The 13,718-nt window shown below is 60.1% G+C and carries 13 protein-coding genes; 9 read left to right on the forward strand and 4 right to left on the reverse strand.

Features of this window, described 5'->3' with window-relative positions:
• Positions 1–921 (forward strand): phosphate acyltransferase (locus ACEQXV_RS19815; RefSeq protein WP_370270606.1); only part of this gene is annotated, 921 nt, incomplete at its 5' end.
• A 68-nt stretch (positions 922–989) separates the two neighbouring features.
• On the opposite strand, the gene dnaJ is transcribed toward ACEQXV_RS19815, so the two are convergent.
• Both dnaJ and dnaK read right to left on the reverse strand, forming a co-directional pair.
• Positions 990–2,150: a molecular chaperone DnaJ gene (gene dnaJ / locus ACEQXV_RS19820; protein WP_370251719.1), complete on the reverse strand. Its 1,161-nt coding sequence runs from the start codon at positions 2,148–2,150 to the stop codon at positions 990–992.
• 77 nt (positions 2,151–2,227) lie between these two features.
• On the reverse strand, positions 2,228–4,141 hold the full coding sequence (dnaK, locus tag ACEQXV_RS19825; protein ID WP_370251717.1) for a molecular chaperone DnaK: 1,914 nt from the start codon (positions 4,139–4,141) through the stop codon (positions 2,228–2,230).
• A 212-nt stretch (positions 4,142–4,353) separates the two neighbouring features.
• Between dnaK and ACEQXV_RS19830 the strand changes: the two genes are divergently transcribed.
• Complete coding sequence (locus ACEQXV_RS19830) at positions 4,354–4,956, forward strand: alpha-ketoglutarate-dependent dioxygenase AlkB (RefSeq protein WP_370270608.1); 603 nt, start codon at positions 4,354–4,356, stop codon at positions 4,954–4,956.
• Here the strand turns inward: ACEQXV_RS19830 and ACEQXV_RS19835 are convergent.
• Positions 4,953–5,573, reverse strand: a complete 621-nt coding sequence (locus ACEQXV_RS19835) for an SH3 domain-containing protein (RefSeq protein ID WP_370251713.1) — start codon at positions 5,571–5,573, stop codon at positions 4,953–4,955. The genes ACEQXV_RS19830 and ACEQXV_RS19835 overlap by 4 nt on opposite strands.
• The gene (locus ACEQXV_RS19840; protein WP_370251711.1) at positions 5,570–6,394 is read right to left on the reverse strand and encodes an ABC transporter permease; all 825 of its coding nucleotides are present in this window, start codon (positions 6,392–6,394) and stop codon (positions 5,570–5,572) included. Before ACEQXV_RS19840 ends, ACEQXV_RS19835 begins: the two co-directional genes overlap by 4 nt.
• Before the next feature lie 147 nt (positions 6,395–6,541).
• Here ACEQXV_RS19840 and cysQ point away from each other — a divergent pair, with 147 nt between their 5' ends.
• The 7 genes from cysQ to ACEQXV_RS19875 all read left to right on the forward strand — a co-directional run.
• The gene (gene cysQ, locus ACEQXV_RS19845; RefSeq protein ID WP_370251724.1) at positions 6,542–7,324 is read left to right on the forward strand and encodes a 3'(2'),5'-bisphosphate nucleotidase CysQ; all 783 of its coding nucleotides are present in this window, start codon (positions 6,542–6,544) and stop codon (positions 7,322–7,324) included.
• The gene (locus ACEQXV_RS19850) at positions 7,325–8,125 is read left to right on the forward strand and encodes a 3-deoxy-manno-octulosonate cytidylyltransferase (RefSeq protein ID WP_370251709.1); all 801 of its coding nucleotides are present in this window, start codon (positions 7,325–7,327) and stop codon (positions 8,123–8,125) included.
• On the forward strand, positions 8,122–9,330 hold the full coding sequence (locus ACEQXV_RS19855) for a glycosyltransferase family 2 protein (RefSeq protein WP_370270609.1): 1,209 nt from the start codon (positions 8,122–8,124) through the stop codon (positions 9,328–9,330). Before ACEQXV_RS19850 ends, ACEQXV_RS19855 begins: the two co-directional genes overlap by 4 nt.
• A 127-nt stretch (positions 9,331–9,457) precedes the next feature.
• Positions 9,458–10,348 (forward strand): UTP--glucose-1-phosphate uridylyltransferase GalU, encoded by an 891-nt coding sequence (gene galU / locus ACEQXV_RS19860; RefSeq protein ID WP_370270610.1) that lies wholly within the window; start codon positions 9,458–9,460, stop codon positions 10,346–10,348.
• A 6-nt stretch (positions 10,349–10,354) separates the two neighbouring features.
• Positions 10,355–11,566, forward strand: a complete 1,212-nt coding sequence (locus tag ACEQXV_RS19865; protein ID WP_370270611.1) for a glycosyltransferase family 4 protein — start codon at positions 10,355–10,357, stop codon at positions 11,564–11,566.
• 11 nt (positions 11,567–11,577) lie between these two features.
• A complete protein-coding gene (locus tag ACEQXV_RS19870; RefSeq protein ID WP_370270613.1) occupies positions 11,578–12,588 on the forward strand; it encodes a glycosyltransferase family 2 protein in 1,011 nt (336 codons plus the stop codon).
• Positions 12,585–13,718 (forward strand): beta-1,6-N-acetylglucosaminyltransferase (locus tag ACEQXV_RS19875; protein ID WP_370270614.1); only part of this gene is annotated, 1,134 nt, incomplete at its 3' end. The genes ACEQXV_RS19870 and ACEQXV_RS19875, both read left to right, overlap by 4 nt.

Raw genomic sequence — 13,718 nt, forward strand, 5'->3', positions numbered from 1 at the left:
TTTGCCGAAGGGGACGATGTTCGCGTGTTGCGCGCTGCCGTGGCCTACCAGCGCAATGGCATGGGCAAGGCGGTCGTGGTTGGCCGCGACGCGGATGTGAAACAGAAGCTGGAAAGCGTGGGTCTTGGCGATGCGGTGCGCGAGCTGCAGATCGTGAACGCGGCCAATACCCAGCATCTCGATGCCTACAAGTCGTTCCTTTACGACCGGCTACAGCGCAAGGGCTTCGACCGGCAGGACATTCACCGGCTGGCCGCGCGCGATCGGCATGTGTTTGCGTCACTGATGCTGGCCCATGGGCATGGCGACGGGCTGGTCACCGGGGCCACGCGGAAATCGGCGCATGTGCTGGGTCTGATTGGCCATGTATTCGACGCGACGGCAAAGGATGGTGCCGTTGGCGTTACGGTGCTGATGCACAAGGGCAAGATCGTTCTGATCGGCGATACGCTGGTGCATGAATGGCCCGATGCAGAAGACTTGGCCCTGATCGCGCAGAGGGGCGCGACCGGCGCGCGCAGCCTGGGGATCGAGCCGCGCGTGGCCTTCGTCAGCTTCTCGACTTACGGCTATCCGGTGTCGGAGCGGGCTGAAAAGATGCATCTGGCGCCGCAGGTTCTGGACAAGTGGGGCGTTGATTTCGAATACGATGGCGAGATGACGGTCGACGTTGCCCTGAACCGGGATGTCATGGCGCAGTATCCGTTCACGCGGCTGTCCGGGCCCGCGAATGTGCTGGTGGTTCCGGCACGGCACTCCGCCTCGATCTCGGTCAAACTGATGCAGGAAATGGCGGGGGCGACGATCATCGGGCCGATCCTGACTGGGTTGGAACACCCGGTGCAGATCTGTTCGACCAACTCTACCGCGAACGACATCCTGAACATGGCAGCAATGGCGGCCAGCCGTATCGGACACTGATCAAAAAAGGCCCGCGGGAATACATCCGGCGGGCCATTTCGCGTTTTCTCAAGGCGGCAAGTGCCTCGTCAGCTTGTCATGCCGTCCCAGAAATTCTTGACCTTCTCGAAGAACCCCGTGGCGTTGGGGTTGTTCGACTTGGCGCAGGAATCCTCGAACTGGCGCAGCAGCTCTTTCTGCTCGCTGGTCAGCTTGACGGGCGTCTCCACCATCAGTTCGATATACATGTCCCCCTGGCCGGGGCCGCGCAGGGCAGGCATGCCCTTGGTCTTGAGCCGCATCTGGCGGCCCGATTGCGACCCCTCGGGCACCTTCACCCGGCTGCGCCCGCCGTCGATCGTGGGCACTTCGACCTCGCCGCCAAGGGCGGCCTTGGTCATGGAAACGGGCACGCGGCAGAAAAGGTCCAATCCATCGCGCTGGAAGATCGGGTGATCCTGCACTTCGATGAAGATGTAGAGATCTCCAGCAGGTCCACCGCGCATCCCGGCCTCGCCTTCGCCAGACAGGCGAATGCGCGTGCCGGTTTCAACTCCGGCGGGGATGTTGACGGACAGGGCCTTTTCCTTGTCCTTGCGGCCCGAGCCACCGCATTCACGGCACGGGTTCTTGACGACCTGACCCGCCCCCGAGCAGGTCGGGCAGGTGCGCTCAACGGTAAAGAAACCCTGCTGTGCACGGACCTTGCCCATGCCGGAACAGGTGGGGCAGGTCTGCGGCTCTGATCCGCCTTCGGCCCCGGATCCACTGCATTCACCACAAGTGACCGAAGTGGGCACGGTGATTGCTTTCTGAAGGCCCTGGTAGGCTTCCTCCAGCGTGATGCGCAGGTTGTAGCGCAGGTCCGAACCGCGCATGGCGCGCTGGCGTCCGCCGCCCCCGCGCTGGCCGCCCATGAAGTCTCCGAAGAGGTCTTCGAACACGTCTGAGAAGGCACTGGCGAAATCGCCCTGTCCACGGCCGCCACCAAAACCGCCCGCCCTCGGGCCGCCGCCCATGCCACCGTCAAAGGCGGCGTGACCATAGCGGTCGTAGGCCGCCTTCTTGTCGGCGTCCTTCAGGATATCATAGGCCTCGTTGACTTCCTTGAACTGGGATTCGGCATCCGGGTTATCCGAGTTTCGGTCCGGATGCAGTTCCTTGGCCTTCTTGCGATAGGCCTTTTTCAGCTCTTCCGCCGAAGCCCCCTTCGAGACACCGAGAACTTCGTAATAGTCGCGTTTTGCCATTGGGTTGCTGCCTTCCTGAAACGAGCAGACCGGCCAAGGATAGCCTCGACCGGTCTCTCGCGGGTCAGTTCACGCGATCAGGACCGGCGGTTGTCACCGAGATCCTCGAAGTCGGCGTCCACGATGTCATCATCGACACCGCCGGGTTCGCCTGCGCCTTCGGGGGCCTCTTCGCCGGATTCTTCCATCTGTGCCTTGTAGATGGCTTCACCCAGTTTCATGGCCGCTTCGGTCACGTTCTGGATGCCACCCTTGATCTTGGCGGCGTCCTCGGTTTCCAGCGTTTCTTCCAGCGCCTTGATGGCCAGTTCAATGGCCTCGATCGTGGTCGGATCGACCTTGTCGCCATGCTCTTCCATCGACTTCTGGGTCGAGTGGATGAGGCTTTCAGCCTGGTTGCGGGCCTCGACCAGCTCGCGGCGGTTCTTGTCGGCCTCGGCATTTTCCTCGGCCTCGCGGACCATCCGGTCAATGTCGTCGTCCGACAGGCCGCCAGAAGCCTGGATCGTGATCTGCTGTTCCTTGCCGGTCGCCTTGTCCTTGGCGCCCACGGACACGATGCCATTGGCGTCGATGTCGAAGGTCACCTCGATTTGCGGCATGCCGCGCGGGGCGGGCGGGATGTCTTCGAGGTTGAACTGGCCGAGCATCTTGTTGTCAGCGGCCATTTCGCGTTCGCCCTGGAACACGCGGATGGTCACGGCGTTCTGATTGTCTTCCGCAGTCGAGAAGATCTGCGACTTCTTGGTCGGGATCGTCGTATTGCGGTCGATCAGGCGAGTGAAGACACCACCGAGCGTTTCAATACCAAGCGACAGCGGGGTCACGTCGAGCAGAACAACGTCTTTCACGTCACCCTGCAGAACGCCGGCCTGGATTGCTGCGCCCATGGCAACGACTTCGTCGGGGTTCACACCCTTGTGGGGTTCCTTGCCGAAGAAGTTCGAAACTTCCTCGATTACCTTGGGCATCCGGGTCATGCCGCCGACCAGAACGATTTCGTCGATTTCGCCCTTGGACAGGCCCGCATCCTTCAGTGCGGCCTGGCACGGCTTGAGCGATGCCTTGATCAGGTCGCCCACGAGCGATTCCAGCTTGGCGCGGGTCAGTTTCATGACCATGTGGAGCGGTGCCCCATCCTTGCCCATCGAAATGAACGGCTGGTTGATTTCGGTCTGGGTCGCCGAGGACAGCTCGATCTTGGCCTTTTCAGCGGCTTCCTTCAGACGCTGGAGGGCCATTTTGTCCTTGGTCAGGTCGACGCCGTGTTCCTTTTTGAACTCGCCGGCGAGGTAATCGACAATGCGCATGTCGAAGTCTTCACCGCCAAGGAAGGTGTCACCGTTGGTGGACTTCACCTCGAACAGGCCATCGTCGATTTCCAGGATGGTGATGTCGAAGGTGCCGCCGCCGAGGTCATAGACCGCGATGGTCTTGCTGTCTTTCTTGTCGAGACCATAGGCCAGCGCGGCGGCCGTCGGCTCGTTGATGATCCGCAGCACTTCGAGACCAGCAATCTTGCCAGCATCCTTGGTGGCTTGGCGCTGGGCGTCGTTGAAGTAGGCAGGCACGGTGATGACGGCCTGGGTCACGTCTTCGCCGAGATAGCTCTCGGCGGTTTCCTTCATCTTTTGCAGGATGAGGGCCGAAACCTGGCTGGGGCTGTACTTTTCGCCTTTGACTTCGACCCATGCGTCGCCATTGCCGCCGTTCACGATGGCATAGGGCACGAGGTTCTTGTCTTTCTCAACCGCAGGGTCATCGACGCGGCGGCCGATCAGGCGCTTGACGGCAAAGATGGTGTTGTCGGGGTTGGTGACGGCCTGGCGCTTGGCGGCCTGGCCAACCAGTTTCTCGTCGTCGGTGTAGCCGACAATCGAGGGGGTGGTGCGGGCGCCTTCCGAGTTCTCGATGACGCGGGGCTGCGATCCGTCCATGATGGCAACGCACGAGTTCGTGGTGCCGAGGTCGATACCAATCACTTTGGCCATGTTTCTAGGTCCCTTTCTCAAGGCGATGTTTCAGGGGGCGGGTCCGATTGCGGCCCCCGGCCCCTTATCCCAATGGCCGGAGGAGTGCCCCCGACCGAGCTTCGCAGGGTATATAAGGGGGGGTCAGGGCCGCTGCAAGCGGGCCAAAGCCTTGAATTGGGTGGAATCTGACGCAAGGTTGCGTGCTGCGGCTTGGATGGGGCGTGAAGCAGATGGAAAAGCTGAACATAGCGGGCTTCGAGATCTATCCGGGATGGCTGAATCCCGAGGATCAGGCCGCGCTGGTTTCGGATGTGCGCGCAGTGGTGCGGGCTGCCCCGCTTTTTCACCCTGTCACCCCCCGCGGGCAGCAAATGTCTGTACGCATGACATCTGCCGGACGCCTGGGGTGGGTGACTGATCGCAAAGGTTATCGCTACGAGCCGCGCCATCCATCCGGCATCCCATGGCCCTCTATTCCCGAAAGCATCCTGACAGTCTGGAATGCCCTGTCGGGATCTGACCGGCTTCCCGATAGCTGCCTTGTGAATTTCTATGGCGAGGGCGCTCGGATGGGCATGCACCAGGACAAGGATGAGGGGGATTTCTCACGTCCGGTCTTGTCCATATCGCTCGGGGATGAGGCGCTCTTTCGAATGGGTAACGAAACACGCGGCGGCAAGACCGAGAGCGTCTGGTTGCGCTCGGGCGACGTGGTCGTGATGGGCGGTAAAGCGCGGCTCAAGCATCACGGCATAGATAGGGTCCGCTTCGGATCCAGCACGCTTTTGCCAAAAGGAGGGCGGATCAACCTGACGCTTCGAGTGGTGTCCTAGCGCGATAGCGAACAGCAGCCTTCCAGAAGCTCCGTTCCCTGTGGCGAGCGGCGCAGGAAATACGCGATGATTCCGTAGTCCCGGTCGCTCATCCCGTCCGAGCAGATACCGCGTCGGATGAAGGCATTGATCGTCGAGGTTCCGCTGTCGAGGACCATTCCGAAGGTTTGCGGACCGCGCGCGGCGGCAGGGCCGCTCCAAAGTTCGGCGAAAGGTTCGGGGCCTGACCCGGTAACGCTGTCGAAATTTCCACCGCCGACTAGCCGTTCAAAGCTCCAGAACGGTTCGGTGCCGAAACAGTGGAGGGGCGCGGGAAGCCCGGCATTCCAATCAGGGCCTGTGCGCGACAGGAACCGCATGGACACCCAACCAGAGGTTTCACCGAAGATGACACGTCCCCAACGCCGATCCTCGGTGGTGCCCACGACCTCAACCCCGGTGTCGAAAGGGCCGAAGCCGCCAATGATGGCGTGTTCGGTTCCCGGACCCGCGCGCACATTCAGCACGTCTGACGCGGCAACGCCCGATACGCTGTAAAGGGCCGGGTAGTCATGAACCTGGGCAGAGGCCAAAGAGCCAAAAAAGAACAGGAACAGAGATAGAAAAAAGGGTTTCATCGTCCGGCCATCCAGCTCGCGGAAGCACGCTTCCGAGTGTAGAAATCGCCCATCAATCCGATCATGACGAAGGCAAGGGTGAAGTAGATAGGATACTGCCAATTCGTGTGATGAGGGAAATAGTTGTTGAAGGTGAAGCCGCGCGCCTGGTCGATCAGGTGAAACAGCGGGTTCCAGTCGAACCATGCAATCATCGCTGTTGGCAAAGCATTGGCCACGAACATCTTGCCCGAGGCGATCATATTGGCGCGGGCATAAACCGTCTGGATGATCCCCACGAAGTCGGGAATCCACGGTTTGAGCGCCAGCAGGACGAGCCCCACCGCACATCCGGTTGCCCATGACAGAAGATACATGAACAGGGTTCCGGCCCAGTCGTGTATCTCGATCGGGTTCAGCAACGTGTGCACACCGAACATGATCACCATCAGCGAAAGGGTCTGGATGTAGAGAGACGCAAGTGCCGAGGACGCAATGGCTACCAGTGTGTTCATCGGCGCGTGCAGCATCATGGCCGAGGTTGGCCCCTCGGCCCCCAGAACTGCGCCAAGCGCCTTGATATGCGTGAGATAGAGAAAGATCCCGGTGATCAGGTAGATCATGAAATCGCCCCGGATCATCATCCGGCGGGCGCCCATCACGGTGAACATGAAGTAGAAGGCCACGATGAATAGGATCGCCTGCATCATGTTCATGGCCAGGGCCATGATCGCGTTGCCATGCGCCTGGCGCACCTTTCGCACCGTAGACGTGTAGGTCAGTTCGACCAGGTTCAGGATGATCCCGAAGGTCGTTTTGCGCGTGGTTTGCCTAAACTTCATGCGAATACCGCCGATACCTGCTCGATCGTGCCGGCCCCGTCTTTTGTCGCAGGGCAGTCTTGCTCAATCACTGATAGGCGACGATAACGGCAAAAACAGGAATTTTCAATGAAACTCCCAAGGAGGATTGGTGTGGATTACCCCTTGATGGAACGTGTTTTCCGGCGTCTCGCCTTGTTGGCTGGCGAACGTATCATGGAGATTTACAACGCCGATGATTTCGAGGTGAAAGCGAAGTCGGATGACAGCCCGGTGACGGAAGCGGACGAAGCGGCGGATGCGCTGATTTCTGCGGGGATCGCCGACGTGTTCCCCGAGGTGACCCTTGTCACCGAGGAGCAGGCCGCCAGCCATACGCAATCTGCCGAGAGCTTCATCATCGTCGACCCGCTGGATGGCACCAAGGAGTTCATCAAGCGTCGTGGCGATTTCACCGTGAACATTGCCTATGTCGAAAACGGAATCCCCGTGCGTGGCGTCGTATACGCACCGGCCAAGGGGCGGCTCTTCTATACGGAAGCGGATGGTCGATCCGTCGAGGAAGTGGGGCCGTTCAACCTGGATGAAAAGGGCGCGGTCAAGCCGATTTCCGTCTCTAAACCGGACAATTCGGGCCTTTTGGTGGTTGCGTCCAAGTCTCACCGCGATGCCGCGACCGATGCCTATATTGCCAAATATTCTGTCGAAGACATGAAAAGTGCGGGCTCCTCGCTCAAGTTCTGCCTCGTGGCGACGGGAGAGGCCGATCTCTACCCCCGGCTAGGGCGAACGATGGAATGGGACACCGCCGCGGGGGATGCCGTTCTGCGTGGTGCGGGCGGCCAGGTGATCCGGTTCGACGATCACTCGGTCTTCACCTATGGTAAACCCGGATATGAAAACCCTTTCTTCATCGCCCATGCCCCGGGCGTCGATCTCAAGGCTGGCTGAATGACCACCGTCTGCATCATCCCGGCGCGCTATGCGTCCTCCCGATACCCCGGTAAACCCCTTGCCGAGCTGAAAGGCGCCACCGGCGTTTCCCGAAGCTTGATCGAGCGCAGCTGGCTGGCGGCGCAGGAGGTCGACGGGCTGGATGCGGTCTATGTCGCCACCGATGATGATCGTATTCGCGATGCGGCGCAGGCTTTCGGGGCCGAAGTGCTGATGACATCGGAGACGTGCCGAAACGGCACCGAACGCTGCGCCGAGGCGCTTGGCCTTCTGGGCGATGATGTCGAGATGGTGGTGAATCTGCAAGGCGACGCGCCGCTGACCCCCGCCTGGTTTCTGGAGGACCTGATCAATGGGCTGAAGGGCGCGCCTGATGCCGCGCTTGCTACTCCGGTGCTGCGCTGTGATGGGGAAACGCATTCGGCGCTGATGGCCGACCGGCATGCGGGCCGCGTTGGCGGCACCACGGCGGTTTTCGATGTGAACCGTCATGCTCTCTACTTTTCCAAGGAAGTGGTTCCTTACACGGGTCGCATCTATCAGCGGGACGAACCGACGCCGGTGTTTCACCACGTCGGCGTATACGCCTACCGACCCGATGCGCTGTCAGCCTATCCCACATGGCCAGTGGGGGCATTGGAAACGCTGGAAGGCCTGGAACAGCTTCGCTTTTTGGAAAATGGGCACAACGTCCTGTGCGTTGAGGTCGAGGCCAGGGGCCGAAAATTTTGGGAGTTGAACAACCCCGAGGACGTGCCAAGGATCGAAACCATGCTGGCGGATATGGGGGCGCCTTGACTGCACGTCCCCCCGTCAGCGTCATCGTCGTCAGCCATGGGCGTCCCGCCCTGCTGCGCCGCGCGCTGACAGGAATTGGTCAGCTCTTCTATCGTCCCTTCGAGCTGGTCGTTATCGCAGATGCAGAAGGCCTAGCCGCCATTTCGGACCTGCCGTTTTATGATCGTATCAAGACGGCCACTCAGGAAGCGCCGAATATCTCGGCGGCGCGCAATCGCGGGGCCGAGCTTGCTTCCGGCGAAGTTCTGGCCTTCATCGACGATGACGCGGTGCCGGAACCGACCTGGCTGGATCACCTCATTTTTCCCTTGTTAGAGACTGATACTGCCGCCACCACCGGAACCGTTCTTGGGCGGAACGGCATCAGCATCCAATGGGCCAATCGCTGCGTCGATGCGCATGGGCAGGCGCAGCAGGTTGGACCCGATGGCGTTCCAGCAAATCATGCGATCAAGTTGGAAGGCACCAATATGGCCATCCGCCGAGAGGTGCTGTTTGCGCTGGGCGGCTTCGATGAGGGTTTCGGGTTCTACCTGGACGAAACAGACCTCGCCTTCCGTCTTATGACCCACGGATACCGAACGGCCATTGCCCCCCTGGCGACCGTTCACCATGGGTTTGCCGCCAGCAACCGCCGAACCGAGGCACGGGTGCCGCTCGATCTGTCCGACATTGGGGCGAGCACGGTTCGATACCTGCACAAGCATGCAAGGCCCGGCGACATCGCGGAAGCAGTGGGCGTGGCACGTGCTGAGCAGCAGCGGCGATTGGACCGGCTGGTTCGTGCGCGCCTAATTGGCAAGGACGAGGCCGCAAGGCTGCTCAATACGCTGATTGATGGCTTGCAGCGCGATCAGGATCAAGTTGAAGAGAGTTTTCTCCGGCGCGATCTGGCGGCGTCTTTTAGGCCGCTTCTGACAAAACCTTCAGACGAACCCGTGGTTCTGGCGGGGAGATGGTTTAGTAGGCGCAACTTGATGAACCAGGCAGGCCGGGCGGCTTCATCCGGCCGATCTACAAGCCTGTTCTTGCTCGACCACACGATTCGGGCGCACCGCGTCCAGTTCACGCCAGACGGCGTCTGGCTGCAATCCGGGGGACTCTTCGGACGTACCCAAAGGGACAGCCCGCGCTTCTCCTATTGGTCATTTGATCAGCGCATACGAATGGAAACGGGCAGACTTCACAGAATTCGCTGGAATTGAGCTTAGGAGAGGGCACATAAGCCATGGCGAGCATGAAATAAGCAGTTTATGGTGAAAATGTTGCCACGATTGGCGACTAGGTACCTGTGAGACACTCACAGCACTCAAGACCAGGCTAGTGAAAGATATGAAACGAGTTTCAAAAGCAATTTTCCCCGTTGCGGGCCTAGGGACCCGCTTTTTACCTGCGACCAAATCGATCCCGAAAGAGATCATGACGCTGGTCGACCGGCCCCTCATTCAATATGCGATCGACGAAGCGCGCGCTGCCGGCATCAAGGAGTTCATCTTTGTCACCGCCCGCGGCAAGAGCGCGCTGGAAGACTACTTCGACGTTGCACCTGAGCTCGAAAACACCCTTCGAAAGAAGGGAAAAACCGAGCTTCTCAAGACGTTGAAATCTACCAACATGGACTCGGGAGAGATCGCCTACATGCGCCAGAACAAGGCTCTAGGTCTTGGTCACGCGGTCTGGTGTGCGCGACGCCTTCTGGGCAACGAGCCCTTCGCGGTGATCTTGCCCGACGACGTGATCGCAGCCGAAAAGCCCTGCCTTCAGCAAATGGTCGAAGCCCATGCCGAAATCGGCGGCAACATGGTTGCAGCGATGGAAGTTCCGCCGGAAATGGCTTCGTCCTACGGGATGCTGGACATCAAGGAAGACATGGGCTCCGTGGTGTCGGTCAAGGGCATGGTCGAAAAGCCGGCCGTTGCCGATGCGCCGTCGAACCTGGCCGTCATTGGCCGCTATATCCTGACGCCAGACGTGATGCGCAACCTCAACAAGGCTAGGTCGGGCGCAGGTGGTGAGATCCAGCTAACCGACGCCATTGCCGCCGAGATCGAAAACTCGGACAATGTCTATGGCTATCGCTTCCGCGGTCAGCGCTACGATTGCGGATCCAAGGCAGGCTTCCTGCAGGCAACTGTCGCCTTTGGCCTCGCCCGGGAAGAGCTGAGCGGAGAGTTCTCGCAATTCCTCGAAGGCATGATGGCGACCCGTAAGGCAGCCCAGTAATCCCGCATGGGTGACCTTGCCCTTTGCCTGGACCTGACGCGGCTACTGTCCCGCGTCGGGCGCGGGCCGTTGACGGGGGTGGACCGGGTTGAGCGGGCCTATGCCGATTGGGTTCTGGACACTGACCCGGAGTCGCGGTTCTTGGTGCGAACATCACGCGGGTATATCCTGTTTGGAGTGGAAGGCGCCAAGGCCTTCCTTGCCGCGCTCGATGGACACGATCCGTGGCCCAGGCCAGACCTGCTGTCGCGTCTAACAGGTAAAGGAGATAACCCGCGTCATCGGGCCGAGGCCCTGCTGCGGCGGCATGCGTTGGACCGGTGCCTGCATCCCAACCTGTTCCGCGTCATGTCGCAGAACCTGCGCGAAGGCACGGTTTACCTCAATGTCGGACACAGCAACCTCAGCGCGGATTGCCTTGCCGCGGTGCGTGCCAATGCGGATCTTCGGGTCGTGGTCTTGTTGCATGATCTCATCCCGCTGGAGCACCCGGAGTTCTCGCGTCCCGAGATCACCCCGCATTTCGAGGCGATGATCAGGGCGACGGCAGATCACGCCAACCTTGTCATCTGCAATTCAGCGGATACGCGGGACAAGCTTTCCTCGCACCTGCCAGAAGACGTTGCGCGCGTTGTTGCGCATCTGGGGATGCCACACCTTGTAGAAAAACACCCCCTTCCCTCTGAAATAGAAACTAAAACTCCCCGTTTCGTGACCCTTGGTACCATTGAGCCGCGCAAGAACCACCAGCTGCTGCTGGATGTCTGGGAGACCTTGCCAGAGGATGATCGACCACATCTGCATATCGCTGGAAATCGCGGGTGGGCCAGCCAGGACTTTTTTGACCGGCTCGACCGGCACCCGCTGCGCGGCATCGCGATTTTCGAGCACAATGATCTTAGCGATGGTCAGGTCCGGACCCTTCTGGAGGGGGCCCATGGGCTGCTGTTTCCGACCTTTGCAGAAGGCTTCGGTTACCCGCCGTTGGAGGCATTGCGTTTGGGCGTTCTTCCGATCTGCTCTGACCTGCCGGTCCTGCATGAAACCCTTAACGATTGCGCCGTTTACCTGAACCCAAACGATCTCTATTCTTGGTCGGAAAGAATAATGAAACGATCGAAGGCTAACCTGGCGCTTGAGCCAGAAAAAAGCCCCGATCTTCCGACGTGGCAGGCGCATTTCGATACGGTCTCGCGGGCACTTCGCGCGATCGAGTAAGGGACGAGAGCATGAAGGTGGTTCAGCGCTATAAGCTGCGCCTCGAACGGAAAAGGTTCCTTGTCAGGGCCTGGCGCAAAGCGCGCGAGTTGCTGCTCGTCGCGGATCGCACAGATATGATCCGTCCCAGCGATGTTCTTTGCTTCGTGACCCTGCGCAACGAACGCATCCGATTGCCTTACTTCCTTCAATACTACCGCGAACGGGGAGTGGCACATTTCGTCTTCGTCGATAACGACAGCACGGATGGCACGCGCGAATACCTGTCCGCGCAGAAGGACTGCTCGGTCTGGACGACACCCGCCAGCTACAAGCGATCCCGTTTTGGCATGGACTGGCTGAATGCCCTGTTGCGCCAATACGGGTCAGGTCACTGGTGTGTCGTCGTCGATCCGGATGAATTCCTGCTGTATCCCTTCTGCGACACGAGACCGATCCCTGCGCTGACCGACTGGCTTGAAAGCAGCTCGATCAAGAGTTTCGGGGCCATGCTGCTGGACATGTATCCCAAGGGGCCGATCACCGCACAGCCCTATGCCGAGGGGCAGAACCCGTTCGATATCGCCTGCTGGTTCGACAGCGGAAACTACATGATTGACCGCAACTGGGAGTTCGGAAATCTCTGGATTCAGGGAGGGCCTCGCGCGAGGCTCTTCTTCCCGGACAAGCCGGAGCGGGCCCCTGCACTGAACAAGATCCCCCTGGTCAAATGGGAAAAGCACTACGCCTTCGCCAGTTCGACCCACATGCTGCTGCCGCGTGGGCTGAACCTCGTTTTCGACGAATGGGGGGGCGAAAAGGCGTCGGGCGTTCTTCTGCATGCGAAGTTCCTCGACACCTTCACGCACAAAGCCAGGGAAGAGCTGGAACGCAAGCAGCACTACGCGAACAGCCATGAATACAAGGCCTATGCTGCCGGCCTGCAACAGGACCCGAACCTTTGGTGCAAGTGGTCCGAACGCTACATCAACTGGCGGCAGCTGGAAATCCTGGGTCTCATGTCCAAGGGGAACTGGGCATGAGTGTTGGCTTCGTCATGCTCTGCCACACGGCGTTGCACCGCGCGGCGCAAGTTGCCCGGCATTGGGCAGAACGTGAGTGCCCCGTCGTGATCCACGTCGACAAACGTGTATCTGACAAGGCCTTCATCGGGCTCAGGAATGACCTGGCAGACCTGCCCAACGTGAAGTTCTGCGGGCGGCACAAATGCGAATGGGGCACCTGGTCGCTTGTCGCGGCGTCGCAGACCGCATCCGAGATGATGCTGGCCGAATTTCCCAAGGTTCGCCACGTCTTCCTGGCCAGTGGATCCTGCCTGCCACTGCGACCGGTGGAAGAGCTGAAAGCCTATCTGGCCGCTCGGCCACGGACCGATTTCATTGAAAGCGTGACAACCGAAGATGTGGAATGGACGGTTGATGGCCTGCATGCGGAGCGGTTCCAGCTTCGCTTCCCATTCTCGTGGAAACGGCACCGGCGGTTGTTCGATGGCTATGTAGAATTGCAGCGCCGGTTCGGCTTTACCCGCAATATACCCGAAGGTCTGGTGCCACATCTTGGCAGCCAGTGGTGGTGCCTGACGCGTCAGACGCTGTCTGCCATTTTGCAGGATCCCGCCCGCACGGCGCATGATCGCTACTTCAAGTTGGTCTGGATCCCGGATGAAAGCTATTACCAGACGCTGGTGCGCAAGTACTCGACCCATATCGAGAGCCGATCGCTGACCCTCTCCAAGTTCGACTTTCAGGGAAAGCCGCACGTGTTCTATGACGATCACCTGCACCTGCTGCGCCGGTCCGACTGCTTCGTGGCCCGCAAGATTTGGCCAAGGGCCAATCGGCTTTATGATACTTTCCTGACCGATCAGGACCGCGGCACCGTGATGGCCGAGCCTGCGCCGGGCAAGATCGACCGGGTTTTTGCCAAGGCGCTGGAACGGCGAACGCGGGGCCGCGCCGGGATGTACATGCACAGCCGATTCCCGAACCCCGACTGGGAAAATGGCAAGACAGCCGCGCCCTATTCCGTGTTTCACGGGTTCAACGACCTGTTCGAGAATTTCGAGCCCTGGCTGTCTCGCCGCCTCGGCTCGAGGGTGCATGGCAACCTGTTCGATACGGCGCGGGTTCGCTTTGCCGGCGACGCGGATGTC

The organism is Nioella sp. (assembly GCF_964229645.1).
Taxonomy (GTDB): domain Bacteria; phylum Pseudomonadota; class Alphaproteobacteria; order Rhodobacterales; family Rhodobacteraceae; genus Nioella.